At 69.8% G+C, this 15,389-nt stretch carries 13 protein-coding genes; 4 read left to right on the plus strand and 9 right to left on the minus strand.

The genetic code is table 11. From position 1 onward, the window contains the following. Positions 1–64 precede the first annotated feature (64 nt). Complete coding sequence (locus tag DN069_RS27740) at positions 65–523, minus strand: MarR family winged helix-turn-helix transcriptional regulator (RefSeq protein ID WP_111505470.1); 459 nt, start codon at positions 521–523, stop codon at positions 65–67. 294 nt (positions 524–817) lie between these two features. Between DN069_RS27740 and DN069_RS27745 the strand changes: the two genes are divergently transcribed. Next, the gene (locus DN069_RS27745; RefSeq protein ID WP_111505472.1) at positions 818–1,519 is read left to right on the plus strand and encodes an SDR family NAD(P)-dependent oxidoreductase; all 702 of its coding nucleotides are present in this window, start codon (positions 818–820) and stop codon (positions 1,517–1,519) included. A 41-nt stretch (positions 1,520–1,560) separates the two neighbouring features. Then, entirely contained in the window at positions 1,561–2,541 is a 981-nt protein-coding gene (locus tag DN069_RS27750) for an amidohydrolase family protein (protein WP_111505474.1), read from the plus strand. 328 nt (positions 2,542–2,869) lie between these two features. Here DN069_RS27750 and DN069_RS27755 read toward each other — a convergent pair whose 3' ends face one another. From DN069_RS27755 to DN069_RS27780, 6 genes are all read right to left on the minus strand, one after another. After that, on the minus strand, positions 2,870–3,196 hold the full coding sequence (locus tag DN069_RS27755) for a DUF3040 domain-containing protein (protein ID WP_111505476.1): 327 nt from the start codon (positions 3,194–3,196) through the stop codon (positions 2,870–2,872). Positions 3,197–3,216: 20 nt separating this feature from the next. After that, entirely contained in the window at positions 3,217–5,517 is a 2,301-nt protein-coding gene (locus DN069_RS27760) for an FdhF/YdeP family oxidoreductase (protein WP_111505478.1), read from the minus strand. A 47-nt stretch (positions 5,518–5,564) separates the two neighbouring features. Beyond that, positions 5,565–6,149 (minus strand): hypothetical protein, encoded by a 585-nt coding sequence (locus DN069_RS27765; RefSeq protein WP_111505480.1) that lies wholly within the window; start codon positions 6,147–6,149, stop codon positions 5,565–5,567. A gap of 84 nt (positions 6,150–6,233) precedes the next feature. Beyond that, positions 6,234–7,385, minus strand: a complete 1,152-nt coding sequence (tal, locus tag DN069_RS27770) for a transaldolase (protein WP_165845662.1) — start codon at positions 7,383–7,385, stop codon at positions 6,234–6,236. Between the two features lie 522 nt (positions 7,386–7,907). After that, entirely contained in the window at positions 7,908–10,427 is a 2,520-nt protein-coding gene (locus DN069_RS27775) for a SpoIIE family protein phosphatase (protein ID WP_111505484.1), read from the minus strand. 239 nt (positions 10,428–10,666) lie between these two features. After that, the gene (locus DN069_RS27780) at positions 10,667–12,154 is read right to left on the minus strand and encodes an NAD(P)H-quinone dehydrogenase (RefSeq protein WP_111505486.1); all 1,488 of its coding nucleotides are present in this window, start codon (positions 12,152–12,154) and stop codon (positions 10,667–10,669) included. 228 nt (positions 12,155–12,382) lie between these two features. Between DN069_RS27780 and DN069_RS27785 the strand changes: the two genes are divergently transcribed. Next, a complete protein-coding gene (locus DN069_RS27785; RefSeq protein ID WP_111505488.1) occupies positions 12,383–12,874 on the plus strand; it encodes a Zn-ribbon domain-containing OB-fold protein in 492 nt (163 codons plus the stop codon). Between the two features lie 44 nt (positions 12,875–12,918). Here the strand turns inward: DN069_RS27785 and DN069_RS27790 are convergent, their stop codons facing one another. Together DN069_RS27790 and DN069_RS27795 are read right to left on the minus strand one after the other, a co-directional pair. Further along, positions 12,919–13,224, minus strand: a complete 306-nt coding sequence (locus tag DN069_RS27790) for a hypothetical protein (RefSeq protein WP_111505490.1) — start codon at positions 13,222–13,224, stop codon at positions 12,919–12,921. Beyond that, positions 13,224–14,024, minus strand: coding sequence for an ATP-binding protein (locus tag DN069_RS27795; RefSeq protein ID WP_111505492.1), 801 nt, complete (start codon positions 14,022–14,024; stop codon positions 13,224–13,226). The genes DN069_RS27790 and DN069_RS27795 overlap by 1 nt, the downstream gene beginning before the upstream one ends. Before the next feature lie 122 nt (positions 14,025–14,146). Here DN069_RS27795 and DN069_RS27800 point away from each other — a divergent pair. Next, on the plus strand, positions 14,147–15,389 hold a 1,243-nt coding region (locus DN069_RS27800), incomplete at its 3' end, for a PAS domain-containing protein (protein ID WP_243639809.1).

The following is a 15,389-nucleotide window of genomic DNA, read 5'->3' on the forward strand; positions in this document are numbered from 1 at the left end:
GTGATGGGCTATCGGTTCGGTTGCCCCTTACGAAACTTGGGCATGTCCGCACGCAGCGCGGGTGTCAGGCGCGCCCCGTGGCGTCCCGACCCTGGGCCCGGGCAACGATCCGCGTCTCGATGGTTCGCAGGGCGGCGATCAAGATGTCGATTTCGTCGGGGTCGGCGATGGTTCCGTCGAGCAAGCGGGTCCATGTGTCGCGGAGCCGTTGCAGGTTCTCCGCTGCCTTCGGTGTGGGGTAGAGGCGTACCCGGCGGGCGTCGTGCGGATCGGATGCCCGCAGCAGCAGGCCCTTCTGCTCCAGACCTCGAACGGCTCTGCTGACGTTGCTGGAGATCATCCGGGTGGCCTCGGCGGCTGCGCCGACGGTCGCGCCGGGATGCCGGTCGACGTACCGCATCACGGCCCCCTCGATCGGGGTGCCCGATTCGGCATCGGCCTCCTTGGCCGCGTCGATGTGCCGTCCCACCGCCAGGATTCTGTCGGCGAGCTCGAAGAGCTGCTCGCTCTGCCTGTCATCCACCCCACCAGCCTAGCTCCCATATCGATCGATACCTATCGTTTGACATATATTTCGGCGCGCCCTAGATTTGGATATCGATTGATAGCTAATCGCCGTGCCGGCCCCCACCTGGCCGCAATGCCGCGCGGCCCCGTCCTACGCGCGGCGGCCCTGCCACAGGCCTGAGCCCCGGCAACCTCACCGCTCGCGAGCCCTACGACCGCCGGCTGACGGTCGGCGAGCAGGCGTGGGCGACACGCGTGAATCTGGGCCCGCGAGAGCCCGAGTCGACCCTCCAGCGATCAAGGAGTAGTCATGAGTACGGACAACGAAAAGAAGGCTCTGGTCATCGGCGCGTCCCGCGGACTCGGCTACGCGCTGGCCGCGGAATTCCTCGGCCGCGGCTGGCGGGTCACCGCAACGGAGCGGACCCCCTCCGCACTGCGCGACCTGGCCGCATCGTCGGGGGGCCGGCTGACTGTCGAGGACGTGGACATCACCGATCCCGGCCAGCTCGTGGCGCTGCACGGGCGCCTGGCCCGCCAGAGCTTCGACCTGGTGTTCGTCAACGCCGGGACGAACTACACCACCGACCCCACGGCGACCTTCACTGACGTGTCCACCAACGACTTCGTGCACGTCATGGTGACCAACGCGCTGAGCCCGATGCGCGCAGTGGAAACACTGCAAGACTTGGTCCCGCCGAGCGGCACCATCGGGGTCATGTCCTCGGGGCAGGGCAGCGTCGCCGACAACACGAACGGCGGATTCGAGGTCTACCGGGCCAGCAAGTCCGCGCTGAACCAGCTCATGCGCAGCTTCGCCGCCCGCCACCGCGACGACCCGCGCACCCTGCTGCTGATGGCACCGGGCTGGGTGAAGACCGACCTGGGCGGCCCCAGCGCGCGCCTGACCATCCAGGAGAGCATCCCCGGCGTCGTCGACACGATCGAGGCACACGCCGGCAAGGGCGGACTGCACTATCTGGACCGCCAGGGCCAGCCCGTCAACTGGTGAGATTTCCGACCTCGTCGCCGACATCCCGGAGAACCGAGACCGTGAAGATCATCGCTATCGAAGAGCACTGGAACAGCGCCCGCATCCGCGACGCACTCGACCGGCTTCCGACCGGTGTGCGAGACGAGAGCACCGCCCACAACAACCAGGGCGAGGTCCCTCGCCGACTCGAAGACATCGGCCAGGGCCGCATCCAGGCGATGGACGCCGCCGGCATCGACATCTCGATCCTGTCGGTGGTCACCCCCGCCACCCAACCGCTCCCCGCCGCCGAGGCCGTCGCGCTCGCACGGGAGGCCAACGACGAGGCCACCGACGCCGTCCGCGCCCACCCGGACCGCCTGCGCGCCTTCGCGACCCTTCCGACCAGCGATCCGCAGGCCGCCGCGGCAGAACTCGAACGGTGCGCCACCCAGCTCGGCCATGTCGGCACCATGATCCACGGACGCTCCAGTGCCCTCACCCTGGACGACCCCGCCTACGACGACCTGCTCGCCACCGCGGCCCGCCTGCACCAGCCGATCTTCATCCACCCCCAGATCCCCACCGAGGCACTCCGCGACGCCTCCTACCGGGGCCTGGGCGAGGAGATCGACCTCGCGCTCGCAACCTACGGCTGGGGGTGGCACGCCGACAGCGGGCTAGCAGCCCTGCGCCTGATCCTCAGCGGGGCCTTCGACCGGCATCCCGACCTCCAGCTCGTCCTCGGCCACTGGGGCGAGATGCTGCTCTTCGCCATGGACCGGGCCGACAGCCTCACCCACGCCGCCAAGCACCTCGAACGCCGGGTCGCCGACTACATCAAGACGAACATCCACATCACCAACAGCGGCATGACGCAGACCCGGCTGCTGCGGCACACCCTCGACTTCACCAGCCCCGACAAGGTCCTCTTCTCCACCGACTACCCCTTCCACCAACCCAACGCGGCAGCGATCGACCAACTCCTCGCCGCCGTCCCCGAGCCCGCCGACCGCGCCAAGATCGCGCATCACAATGCCGAGGCACTCTTCCACCTGTGACAAGGGCGAGAACGCCCCGACCGGGCCCCGACCAGCTGTGACGGCGCCACCGGACGAAGCCCGCCACTCGGGGGCACGGCGATCGCCGGCGAGGACGAACCGGCCGAGCCCACCCCCCCTTCACGGCACCGATCTTGACGGACAGGTGCCGACCCCACCCGATCGCGCCTACCGGCGGAGAGCACACCTGGCATGCCGCACCGTATTCCCCGGCCTCGGGCGCTGAGTACGCTCGCAGGGAGCCCTCGGACATCCCCGGTAGCGCCGTGCCGCCTCGACGAAGAAGATTCACTCGGGCGAGGCAAACGCACCTCAGGGCAGGGCCGGGTTAGCCACGTGGGGCGTGCGTGTCGCTTGGGCGTTGGGCCCAGCGGCACCAGGCGGTCACTGCGCCGGTGAGCAGGATCGCGACGCCGACGCCCGCGAGGATGCCGGCGTGGAGTGCGGCGGCAAGGAGGAACATCGCCACCGCGAGCGCGACGGTGAGCCAGCAGGCGACCGCTGCACTGTGCCGCCACAGGGCGCCCCGGACGGCGGCGGCGCCGTGCCGTGACCTGCTCAGCGTTCCGAGTCGGGCGGCCAGGCGCGGATCGCTGGCCGTCAGGCGCCGTTCGATGTCGTCCAAGGCGCGGCGGTCACCCATGGACAGTCCCATACCGGGCCTCCCTCTTGGTGTCAGCGCGTTGGCGCGTGGGCGGGTTCGATGCGGATGATGACGGACTTGCTGTTGGGGGTGTTGCTGATCTCCGCGGTGGAGTCCAGCGGCACGAGGACGTTGGCTTCGGGGAAGTAGGTGGCGGCGCAGCCGCGTGGCGTGGGGTAGCGGGTGGCGCGGAAGCCCGGGGCGCGGCGTTCCCCGTCGGGGTAGTCACTGACGAGGTCGACCAAATCCCCGTCGGCCAGGCCGAGGTCGTGCAGGTCGTGGTCGTTGAGGAAGACGACGCGGCGTCCGCCCTTGACGCCTCGGTAGCGGTCGCCGTAGCCGTAGACGGTGGTGTTGAACTGGTCGTGGGAGCGGACCGTGGTCAGCAGCAGCCGCCCGGCCGGGACCTCGACGGCGGTGATCGGGTTGACGATGAAGCGCGCCTTGCCGGTCGCGGTGGGGAAGGTGCGCGAGTCGTGCGGTCCGCGCGGCAGCATGAAGCCGCCGGGCTGCGCGACCCGCGCCTCGAAGGAGTGGAAGCCCGGGACGACGTGCTCGATGTGACGGCGGATCACCGAGTAATCGCGGCCCATCGCGCTCCAGCCGAGCGCGTCGCCGAAGAGCTCCCGTCCGAGGGCGGTGACGATGGCGACCTCGCTGCGCAGCTGCGGCGAGCCAGGCAGCAGCTTGCCGCGTGAGGCGTGGACCATCGCCATGGAGTCCTCGACCGTGACGAACCGGTCGACGCCGTCCTGCAGGTCGCGCTCGGTGCGGCCCAGGCACGGCAGCAGCAGCGCCTCGCCGCCGTCGACGCACAGGTGGGTGCGGTTGAGTTTGGTGGCGACGTGGACGGTCAGCTTGCAGTTAGCGAGCGCCTGTTCGGTGACGGTGGTGTCGGGGGTGGCGGCGGCGAAGTTGCCGCCGAGGGCGAAGAACACCTCGACCTTGCCGTCGCGCATGGCGCGGATGGAGTCGACGGTGTCGAGGCCGTGGGCGCGCGGGGGGTCGAAGCCGAACTCGTCGCGGAGCTTGTCGAGGAAGGCGTCGGGCATCTTCTCCCAGATGCCCATGGTGCGGTCGCCCTGGACGTTGCTGTGGCCGCGGATTGGTGCGGGTCCGGCGCCGGGGCGGCCGATGTTGCCGCGCAGCAGCAGGAAGTTGACGATCTCCCGGATGGTCGGCACGGCGTTGCGGTGCTGGGTCAGTCCCATCGCCCAGCAGACGATGACGTTGGCGGCGTTCATGCCGTCGGCCGCGGTGTACTCGATCGCCCGGCGGGACAGCCCGCTGAGCTCCTGGATCCGCGCCCAGTCCAGGGCACGCCATGCTTCGGCGGCTTGCTCGAAGCCGTCGCAGTACCGGTCGATGAAGTCCCGGTCCAGCACCGAGCCGGGGGCCGCCTCCTCGTCCGCCAGCAGGGCCTTGCACAGCCCGGCGAAGAACGCGAGGTCGCCGTTGATGCGGATCGGCAGGTGGCGGTCGGTCAGCTGGGTGCCGGGTCCGGCCAGGCCGCGCACGTTCTGCGGGTTGTGGAAGCGTCCGAAGCCCGCCTCGGGCAGCGGGTTCACGGCGATGATCTTCGCGCCGCGGCGTTTGGCCTGCTCCAGGGCGGTGAGCATCCGCGGGTGGCAGGTGCCCGGGTTCTGGCCCACCACCATGATCAGGTCGGCGTGGTCGGTGATGTCCTCAAGGGTCACCACGCCCTTGCCCACGCCGATGGTCTCCGAGAGGGCCGCGCCGCTGGACTCGTGGCACATGTTCGAGCAGTCCGGCAGGTTGTTGGTGCCCAGCCGCCGGGCAAGGAGCTGGTAGACGAAGGCGGCCTCGTTGCTGGTGCGGCCGCTGGTGTAGAAGACGGCCCGGTTCGGGTCCTCCATCTCCCGCAGCCGGTCCGCGGTCAGGCGCAGCGCGCGGTCCCAGGTGATCGGGGCGTAGTGGGTCGCGCCCGGTGCGCGGTGCATCGGTTCGGTGAGGCGTCCTTGGGACTCCAGCCAGTGGCCGTCACGCTCGCGCAGTTCGGCGATCGGGTGGGCGGCGAAGAACGCGGCGTCGACGCGTTTGCGGGTGGCCTCCCAGGCCACCGCCTTGGCGCCGTTCTCGCAGAACTCCGCGTGCTTGCGCTCACCGGGCGGCGGGTCGCCCCAGGCACAGCTGGGGCAGTCGAACCCGTCGACCTGGTTCAGTGCGAGCAGTGTCCGCACGCCGCGGACCGGGCCCATCTCCTCGCGGGCGTACTTCACCGTCTCGGTGATGCCGTGGACACCGACGCTGGACTTCTCCGGAGCGCCGGTCCGCGGCCCCTGGGGCTCCCCCGACCGCTCGTGCTCGGCCATGGCCGCCTCCTTGATGCTCTGAGATGTCTCTTACCCGCCCAGGCGGGTCAGACGCGCCAGTGGTAGCCGAGGGAGAAGTCGACGGCCACGGCGTAGGTGAGGTACATCAGCCACGCGCCCGTGACCAGGTGGAACAAGCCCAGCGCCCGCTTGCCCAGCGCCACGCCGATGGAGGCGAAGAAGTCGCTGAGGTAGATCGCGAACAGCCCGAGGAACAGCAGGCCGACCGGCCAGTCCGCGACCTTGAAGAACACGGTGGCGCCCATGGCGGAGATGACCATGTAGGCGACCGACATGCCGGCGTTGGTGTGCGGGTCGCTGTCGCGGTACTTGTTCATCCCTATGGCGAACCAGTGGATGCCATAGGCGGAGAACGCGAGCGCTGCCATGTAGAGCGGCGGGGATTTCGCGAAGACCTGGAACCAGGTCAGGCCGATGAACAGGATCAGCCCGGTGAGCAGTTGGCAGAAGCCGGGCATCCACACGCCCCAGACGCCGAGCGCGCGGTCGGCCCGTTCGCTCTTGCCGGGATAGCCGAACAGCTCGTGGGGTCCGTAGATGAGGTAGCCGGTGCCCAGGCCGAAGAAGCCGAGTGCCAGCGGCGGGTAGACCGAGGTGGCGAACGTCAGCATGATCGCCCTCCTGGAACAGGGGGCCGACCCGGCCGATCGGTCGGCCGGCCCCGATCTTGAGTTGGTGCGCCGGCGGGCGCCTCGTCAGACGGAGGACTCGCCGGTGGCAGTGCCCACGCGGGTGGGTGTGCCCGCGCTGTGGCGGGCGACCTGGCCGTTCATGAGGGTGCCGACCAGCTCCGCCAGGGAGGCCCAGCGGGCGCCCGCCTCGCTCAGGGCACGGCGCTGCAGGGTACGCGTGACGGCGCCGTGGTCGACGGCCACCGAGTCGAGTTCGTCCAGGACCTCGCGGGCGGCCGGGTAGCGGCCGTGGACCGAGTCCTGCGGGACCAGGCCATGGTCAGCGACCGCGTACAGCAGCGCCTGCGACATGGTGCACACCGTGTCCGGGGCGACCAGGCCCTCGACGTAGCGGGTGTCCTCGTAGGCGGGGTCCTCGATGCTCGTGGAGGTCCAGGCCAGACGCTGCGGCCGCGCTCCCGCCTGCTCCAGTGCCTTCCAACGGGGGCCGGCGAGCATCCGCTCGAAACCCTGGTAGGCCAGGCGGGCACCGGCGATGGCGGCATCGCCGAGAAGGTGCCGGGCACGCGAGGTGCCCAACTGGTCGAGCCGGGCGTCGACGGCCGTGTCGACGGGGGCGACCTCGTACGAGGCCAGCGACGCGATACGCGCCGGGCCGCGCCCGTTGCGGACGGCCCGTTCGAGACCGGTCAGGAACGCGTCCCTGACCCGCGCGTAGGCGCCCGGGGAGAAAATCCAGGTCACGTCGACGCAGATCCCCTCCGCGAGGCAGGCACTGGCCGCTCTCAGCCCGGCCTCGGTGGCGGGGACCTGCGTCAGCAGGTTGGGGCGGTCCACCAGCCGCCACAGCGTCCGCGCCTCCGCAAGCATCCGGGCCTCGTCGTGGGCCAGGCGCGGGTCGATCTCGATCGACACCCACCCGTCCACCCCGCCGGTCGCGTCGAACACCGGACGCAGCACGTCGCAGGCCCAGCGGGCGTCGCACGCGGTCAGTGAACGCATCGCGTCCCCGATCCCGACACCGGTCAGCGCCAGTTCCGCGATCTCCCGGTCGTACAGGGCGCTCGACTCGACCGCCGCCTTGAGCACGACGGGGTTCGTCCTGGCACCCTGCACCTGATGAGTGCCGGCGAACCGGCCGAGACTCCCGCGTCCGATCGCGTCGAGCCGCACCGCTACTCCCGCGTCCCGCAGCCTTGCAAGTGGGACGGTCATCGACCACCTCCCAGAGGACAGGGCAGCGGAGCCACCCTGCGAAGCCTTGCTTAAGACAAGTGTTGCTTCAGGCAGGGGTTCGTGCAAGTCCGGGACACGGCGCCAACGTCGGGGGCTGTGACTGCACACGCTTGTTTGCGAATGCTCACAGTTGTTCGCGATCCGGATCTTCGCAGTGATCACATCACGCTGAGCTGCGAACGACTTCGGTGATCGCCTGTGGACTGCGGGTGTGTGCTGCGGTGGGATCGTGGCGATGACGTCGAAGACCTTGATCCGTTCCGAGGTGTGTTGGGCGAGTCGGTCAACCATGCACGAACTGGTCCGCCGCCGAGTCCAGCCCTCACCAAGTGGCAACCGGCCACGGGCCACACCCTCGTCGCCGTAGGGCCAGCGGATGGAGACGAGGGCGCGCGGACGGCCCAGCCGACGGCCACGGCATCCGTGGCAGTTCGTCGGGAGCCCGATCGGCCTGGTGTATCTCCGGGTCCGGCAGTTCGCGCAGCGGGACGGGCCGTGGACTCATGCGCCGGCGATGGGCAGGGTCTGCTCGCACCAGATGGTTTTGCCGGCGGTGCTGTGCCGAGTGCCCCAGCGTTGGGTGAGCTGGGCGACCAGGAGCAGGCCGCGGCCGCCCTCGTCGAAGGTGCGGGCGCGGCGCATGTGGGGTGCGGTGTTGCTGCCGTCGGAGACCTCGCAGATGAGTGCGCCCGCAGTGGAACCGTCGATCGGCGTGTTGCGGATGAGCCGCAGCTGGATCGGCGGGGTGCCGTAGCGGATGGCGTTGGTGACCAGTTCGCTGACGACGAGTTCGGTGACGAATGAGGCCTCGTCCAGCTGCCATGTCTCCAGCTGGTCGGTGGCCAGTGCGCGGATGCGTGCCACGTGCTCGGGCCCCGGGGGGACGTCCCAGGTGGCGACCTGGTTGCTGGAGAGCGCGCGGGTGCGGGCCAGCAGGAGAGTGACGTCGTCGGCCTGAGGGCCGGCGAGTACCGCGTCCAGGACGGCGCCGCAGGCGCGGTCGAGCGACTGCGGGGAGTCGAGGCCGAGCGAGGTAATCGATTCCAGGGCTTCGCGGAGCCGGTCGAGGCCTTCCCCGAGGTCGAGCTCACGGGAGTGGACCAGGCCATCGCTGTACAGGGCCAGGGTGCTGCCCGGGGTCAGTTCCAGTTCGGTGGTCTCAAACGGCAGGCCACCGACGCCGAGTGGCGGGCCGACGTGTCCTCGCACCGCTGTCACCGCGCCGTCGGGGGCGATGACGAAGGGCTGCGGGTGGCCGGCGCTGGCGAGGACGCAGCGGCAGGAGGTGGGGTCGTAGATCGCATAGAGGCAGGTCGCTCCCTGTTCGCCGACGGTCGCCTCGTCGGCGCCGGGGAGGTGGATGACTAGGTCGTCGAGTTGGGTGAGCAGTTCGTCGGGTGGCAGGTCGACGTCGGCCAGGGTCCGCACCGCCGTGCGGAGCCGGCCCATGGTGGCCGAGGCGTGGATGCCGTGGCCCACGACGTCGCCGACGACGAGGGCGACCCGGGTGCCGGACAGCGGGATCACGTCGATCCAGTCGCCGCCGACTCCCACGCGTGTGCCGGTGGGGAGGTAGCGGTAGGCGATGTCCACGGCGGGCTGTTCGGCCATCTGCTGGGGCAGCAGGTTGCGCTGCAGGGTCAGCGCTGTCTCGCGTTCCCGGGTGTAGCGGCGGGCGTTGTCGATGGCGACGGCCGCCTTCTGCGCCAGCTCTTCCGCGTCGGCGACGTCCTCCTTGCCGAACGGTCGGCTGGTGCCGTGTCGCCAGAAGGTGACCGTGCCCATCAGCACGCCCTGCTCCAGCAGCGGCGCGATGATGAGCGAGTTCATGCCGTAGTCGAGGATCCTGCTCGCTTCCTGAGGGTTAGCGACGCGCCACTCGGCGGAAGCCCGCAGATCGGCGACATGGGCCGCGCCCGAGCCGGACAGGCGGTCTCGCAGGAAGGGGAGCGCCGGCCGGATCAGGGAACCGACGCTGTCGAGCGGGTCGTCCTCCCGGATTCCCTCCCGGGCCACACGCTGCAGCGGCGCTGCATCGGCGGCGGCCGGCTCCTCGCCGCGCAGGACGGACACGGCGAGGTCGACGGTGGCGAAGTCGGCGAACCTGGGGACAGCGACCGCTACCAGTTCCTGCGCGGTCAGGGAGACGTCGAGGGTCGTGCCGACGGCGACGCCGGCGTCGTAGAGGAGCCGGAGCCTCCGGTGCGCCTCCTCGGCCTGGTCCATGCTGTTCTGCAGGGATTCGGCCATGGTGTTGAACGCCGATTCCAGCTGCCCGATCTCCAGCGCGCCGGTGCGCGGCATCCGCGCGGACAGATCGCCTTCGGCCAGGCGGGTCGCCAGATGGGCCGCTCGGCGGACCGGCCAGACGATGACGCGGGTCATGTATCCGGAGTAGGCGGCGATGAGCAGGACCGACGCCGCGATGCCGACAGTGGCGGCGGCGGTCGCGTGACCGGCGTCGGAGTCGGCGGTGGCCTCACGTGCCGTCACGGTGGCGCCCTCGGTCGTGGTGTAGGTGTCGAACAGGCTCCGCAGCGCGTCGACGCGCCGCTTGCCGTCGAGGGTCACCGCTGCGCTGCTGGCGCGCGGGTCGCCCTTCTGTGCCAGGGCGACGACGGGGATCGAGTAGTCGTGGATGTAGGACCGGCCGCTCTGGGCGATCTGCTGTGCCAGCTGCCGCTGGGCGGGCGTGGTACTGATCTGGATGAGTTCCTGGGCCTGCGCGGGGAAGTGCCCCTGGGCGGTCTGCCACGGTTGGAGGAAGACTGCGAGGTGGCTGATGACGTAGGCGCGCTGGTAGGTCTCGACGTCGAGGACCAGGTTGTCGACGAGACGGGCCTGGTTTTCCGCGGCTACGGACTGCCGGACGGCCAGGTTGGCCTGCCGCATGTCGTGGACCGACCAGAACAGCACTCCGAAAGCGACCGCGACCAGCACGGCCAGCAGCGCTCCCGCGAGGGCTGTCAGCCCGAGCAGGCCACGTCGCGCGATCCCGCCTTGTCGGCGTCCGAGCGCCATACGTGCCCCATCTTCCGCCACCACCGAGCGGCAGCACTTCAGACGCGCACTTAGCCGAATTCTACGTCCGCCCCGATTTGTTCGGGCACGAAGGCGTTTCGCCGCGTCCGGCGGGCACCACCGTGAGTGTTGCCCGGTGTCGGATGGCGCCGTTTTGTACGGTCACTCACCCGCCCGGGGCTGTCCAGGACCCGGGCGGGTGAGCGGTCATGGTGGGGCCGCACGGGGGCGGCCCGTCCTCACACTCCTCGTCCGGACAGCTGCCGGGCCGCCTCGGCGATCGACCCGGACAGCGACGGGTACACCGTGAAGGCCTTCGCGACCTGCTCGACGGTGAGGCTGCTGTCGACCGCGAGCGAGACGGGGTGGATCAGTTCGCCGGCCCGTGGTGCGACGACAATCCCGCCGACGACGATGCCGGTGCCTGGACGGCAGAACAGCTTGACGAAGCCGTCCTGGATGTTCTGCATCTTGGCCCGGGGATTGCGCGGGAGGGGCAGCGTGATCGCTCGCGCGTCGATGGTGCCATTGTCCACATCGGCCTGGCTGTAGCCGACCGCGGCGATCTCCGGGTCGGTGAACACGTTGGCGGACACCGCCTTGAGGTTGAGCGGGGCCACCGCGTGCCCCAGGAAATGGTGCATCGCGATCCGACCCTGCATTGCGGCGACCGAGGCGAGCGCGAGCACCCCGGTGCAGTCCCCCGCCGCGTAGACGCCCGGCGCGCTGGTGCGTGAGACCGAGTCGGTCCGGATGTGTCCCGACTCCTCGATCTGGACTCCCGCGGCCTCCAGCCCCAGACCGGCGGTGCTGGGGATCGATCCGACCGCCATCAGGCAGTGCGTGCCGGTGATCACCCGGCCGTCGGCCAGCGTCACCTCCACCCGGTCGCCCACCCGCCGGGCGGCCGTCGCCCGGGAGCGGGCCATGACGTTCATCCCACGCCTCCGGAAGACGTTCTCGAGGACCGCGGCGGCGTCCGGATCCTCTCCCGGCAGCACCCGATCACGGCTGGACACCAGCGTCACCTTCGAGCCCAGCGCCTGGTAGGCCCCGGCGAACTCGGCCCCGGTCACGCCCGAGCCGACCACGATCAGTTCCTCGGGCAACTCCTCCAGGTCGTAGACCTGCGTCCAGTTCAGGATCCGCTCGCCGTCCGGACGTGCCTCGGGGATCGCGCGCGGGCGGGCACCGGTTGCGATCAGGACGGCGTCAGCGGGCAGGATCTCGGTCACCCCGTCCGCCGCGGCAACGGCCACCCGATGGGTGCCGTCCGGCGTCGGTGCCGGCTGCAACCGTCCGCGACCGCGGACGATCCGGACGCCGGCCGCGGTGACGGAGGCGGCGATGTCGTGGGACTGGGCGAGCGCGAGCCGCTTGACGCGGCGGTTCACCGCGGCGAGATCGACGCCCTGCCCGCGGGTGGCGCCGACGTGGGACAGGGGGCTGGTCCCGACCGGACCCAGTTCTTCGCGGGAGGATCCGAACGTGCTCATCAACTCGGCTGTCGCGATCAGCGTCTTGGACGGCACACAGTCGGCCAGCACCGACGCTCCCCCCAAGCCGTCGCGGTCGACCACCACCACCTCCGCACCGAGCTGCGCGGCGACGAGCGCCGCCTCGTACCCACCGGGGCCACCACCGATGATCACGATCCGAGTCACGAATTCCACTCCCTTGCACCGACCGAACGCGAAAAAGCGCGCCTTTTCCTGCCCCGAATCGATCGCATGGCGCAGGGTGCAGGCTAACTCATTTTCTGTCCGTTGAAATAGGCCGAATCAACCGCGCAGAACGAGCAGAAAGCGCGAAAGGATTCAGGAACTCAACAATGAGCACAATCGTGCCGCCTCTGGCGGTCCACTGACGCAGGCGCGTACGGTGCGCGGCGAGCAGAGAACGAAATCGTGAACGCCGGGGCCCTCTTCTCCGGTCGAACCAGGAGGCGATGACCCGTGATCGTCGGCCACGCCGAGACGAACCCGCCGCGCAGCGAAGCCGGCGTCCCGCCCCTGCCGGATTCACCGCGTCGCTCCCCTGCCGAATCGGACGCTTTGTCGTTCCAGCGGTGCTGCTGGTGTTCCATCCCGGTCTTTCCCGCAGCGTTGCTGTGCCCTGTCTGCGGCTGTGCGGACCTGCGGTGGCAGCAGAGCCGCGGAACGGGCCGGGTGAACCGCCGCCACGGCTCCATACGCGGCGAAGAACCACCCCGTCACGCCGCGACGGTCCAACTCGACGAGGGCCCGCGCGTGATGGCGGTGATCGAAGGCGCCCGGTCCGCCTCCGTCAAGGTCGGTGTCAAAGTGCGATTTCACGGGACACACACGCCGGGCGAGCGCCTGCCGGTCTTCCGCCTCAACCTCGAACCCGATTCACCCGCCACTTTCGACTCCCCCGACCAGGACGAGGCAGAATTCGACTCGCCCAGTCCGACTTCGGCTGCGTGATCCGGGCCGTGGGCGGATTTGCCGTCCTCGGGCAGCACCGGCGGCTACTCCTCCCGGACCGCAGGAGGGAGCGATGGCCGCCGGTTGCGTGCGTGCGGGAGCACGGCCTCGACCCGCGATGACGGTATGGTCTGCACAGGAGATTCAGGGGCGGCCTGCGGGGGACGCGGTCGGCGGTCGCGCCACCACGGCATCGGCTCGCGATCCGCAGGCCCGGGGTGCACCGGACGGCCGGAAAGTTGGATGCGAAGTTGCGCATTATCCTGGCGCAGCAGCGCGATCTCGTCCTCGGCCTGCCTCAGCAGCCCGTACAGGCGGCGGACCTCGGCCAGCGCGGCGGTATCCGTCATCACGCGCCTCCTGCGTCAATCGTTACGCGACCAGGGAAGGCCCACGTGCTGAGCCTGACCCCAGCCCGCACCTGGCAGTCATTCTCACCCAGGACGAAACTGACCCAATCGGCGAGGGCCTCGACGATCGCGAGGCCTCGGCCGTGCTCGTCGAGATCGGTCGATGACGCGCCATCAGAATCTCTCAGACCCAGGTCCTGGGACCCGTCCTGCCGAGCCCGCCGGGATCCGTAGTCGACGACCGAGATACGCAACAGCCGGGGGTAAAGATCAAGGGTGAGTCTCATCCGGGAGCGACCGTGCTGAACAGCGTTGGCGAGCAGTTCCCCGGTGATGAGAACGGCGGCGTCGTGTTCGTGCCCGGACACGTGCCAGCCGCTCAGCTGAGCAGCGGTGAAGCGGCGCAGGCTGCTCGCCTCGCAGGCCAGGGACCGGGCCACGGCCATCGCCCGGCGCGGTGCGGGGAGGCTGGTCGCAGTCGACCGTGTCGGCCTCGGGAAAGCCAGAGGGTTGGTGGACATCAGTACGGCAGCGTCTTCCCGGACGGTGTCCGAAGGTCCGGCTCGGGCGTGGATGGTCGGCCCGACGAGGATCGTTTGATCTGGATCTGACGCATCTCCTTGACCTTTCTGGGGGGGAGATACGCCGAGGGTAGATCGGCAAACCGAATGAATGGGATTCTTGATGACATTTCGCCTCTTTCTCGCATTCATCTGATTTTGCTCGTTCTGCTCATGAATCCTGTAAAGCTGGGCAAATCGGTCCTCCTCAGCGATAATGACGACGACGAGGTTGGCCATCTGTGGCAAGGCCTGGGCGGAGCGGCGACGTGCTGGGAGCGAGCAGGGCGCGAGGGTGGCTTCACAGCGGTGCCGCGAGGGTCGGGTACCCGCGCGGACGTCGGCTTTCCGGGCGGATTCTCGTGGCGCAGCTCGTCATCCTGGTGGTGACGGGGGCGATCGGCTTCACCTTGCTGGGCCTGGCTCAGCGCGCGGAACTCGACCGCGCCTTCGAAGAGCGCGCCGTCGCCATCGCGAGCACCGCTGCCGCCGAGCCGCAGATCCGGCAGGCAATGGAGCAGGGCGCTCCCGCCGTACCGGGTGGCGTCGTGCAGACGGTCGCCGAGCGGGTCAGGGCAGCCTCAGGGGCGTCCTATGTGGTGGTCATCGACCTGAACCGGATACGCCATTCGCACCCCGACGCCGCCCTCATCGGCCAGCAGGTCGCCGAGCCCCTGGTTGTCCTCGACGGGCGGACCCACGCGGGGATCGACACCGGGTCGACCGGCCGGTCGGCCAACGGCAGGGCACCGCTGTACGGGCCCAGCGGGAGGCTGGTCGGTGAGGTTTCGGCGGGCATCCCGGAGACGCAGGTCACCAGTGAGGTCTGGCGCGAGTTGCCGACCCTGGGCCTCTACGCCGGTCTGGCCCTGGCCATTGGCCTGGCCACCTCCGTGCTGCTGGCCCGCAGGCTCAAGAAGATCACCTTCGGGCTGGAACTGGAGGAGATCGCCGGCCTCCTGCAGGACCGCGAGGCCATGCTGCACGGCATCCGCGAGGGTGTCATCGCCTTCGACCCACGGGAGCGCATCTCGGTGATCAACAAGGAAGCGGAGCGACTGCTCGGACTGACCGACCAGCAGGTGCGCGGCGCGCGCCTGGACGACGTGCTGCCCGACGGCCGGCTGCGCCGCGTCCTCACCGGGACGATCACCGGAAACGACCTCACCGTCCTGACCGACGACCACTGTCTCGTCGTCAACCGGATGCCCGTCGCACTGCACGGGCGCGAACTCGGCTGGGTGGTCACCGTCCGCGACCGGACCGAACTGGTCGGCATGATGCGCGAACTCGACTCGATGCGCGGCCTGACCGACGCGCTCCGCGCCCAGCAGCACGAGTTCAGCAACCGCATGCACACCCTCGCCGGACTGCTCGAACTGGGCGACTACGACTCGGCCCTCGACTACGCCGTGGACACCGCCGGCGCGGAACCCGCGTTCGCGGAGTCGGTGCGGGCACGGATCGGCCACGCACTCGTGGTGGGGCTCATCGTGGCCAAGGCCACGGTCGCCGGCGAGCGCGGCGTCCGCCTTGTCCTCGCCGAACAGTCACGGCTCAGCGAACAGCCGCCCCATCTGCGCCGGCTGCTCACCATCGTGGGCA

Source organism: Streptacidiphilus pinicola (genome assembly GCF_003258295.1).
Classification (GTDB): domain Bacteria; phylum Actinomycetota; class Actinomycetes; order Streptomycetales; family Streptomycetaceae; genus Streptacidiphilus; species Streptacidiphilus pinicola.

Coding starts and splice junctions, on each gene's coding strand:
- DN069_RS27795 (WP_111505492.1), bottom strand. CDS start 14,024: ATGGCCAACCTCGTCGTCGTCATTATCGCTGAGGAGGACCGATTTGCC.
- DN069_RS27745 (WP_111505472.1), top strand. CDS start 818: ATGAGTACGGACAACGAAAAGAAGGCTCTGGTCATCGGCGCGTCCCGC.
- DN069_RS27755 (WP_111505476.1), bottom strand. CDS start 3,196: ATGGGACTGTCCATGGGTGACCGCCGCGCCTTGGACGACATCGAACGG.
- DN069_RS27790 (WP_111505490.1), bottom strand. CDS start 13,224: ATGACGGATACCGCCGCGCTGGCCGAGGTCCGCCGCCTGTACGGGCTG.
- DN069_RS27765 (WP_111505480.1), bottom strand. CDS start 6,149: ATGCTGACGTTCGCCACCTCGGTCTACCCGCCGCTGGCACTCGGCTTC.
- DN069_RS27760 (WP_111505478.1), bottom strand. CDS start 5,517: ATGGCCGAGCACGAGCGGTCGGGGGAGCCCCAGGGGCCGCGGACCGGC.
- DN069_RS27775 (WP_111505484.1), bottom strand. CDS start 10,427: ATGGCGCTCGGACGCCGACAAGGCGGGATCGCGCGACGTGGCCTGCTC.
- tal (WP_165845662.1), bottom strand. CDS start 7,385: ATGACCGTCCCACTTGCAAGGCTGCGGGACGCGGGAGTAGCGGTGCGG.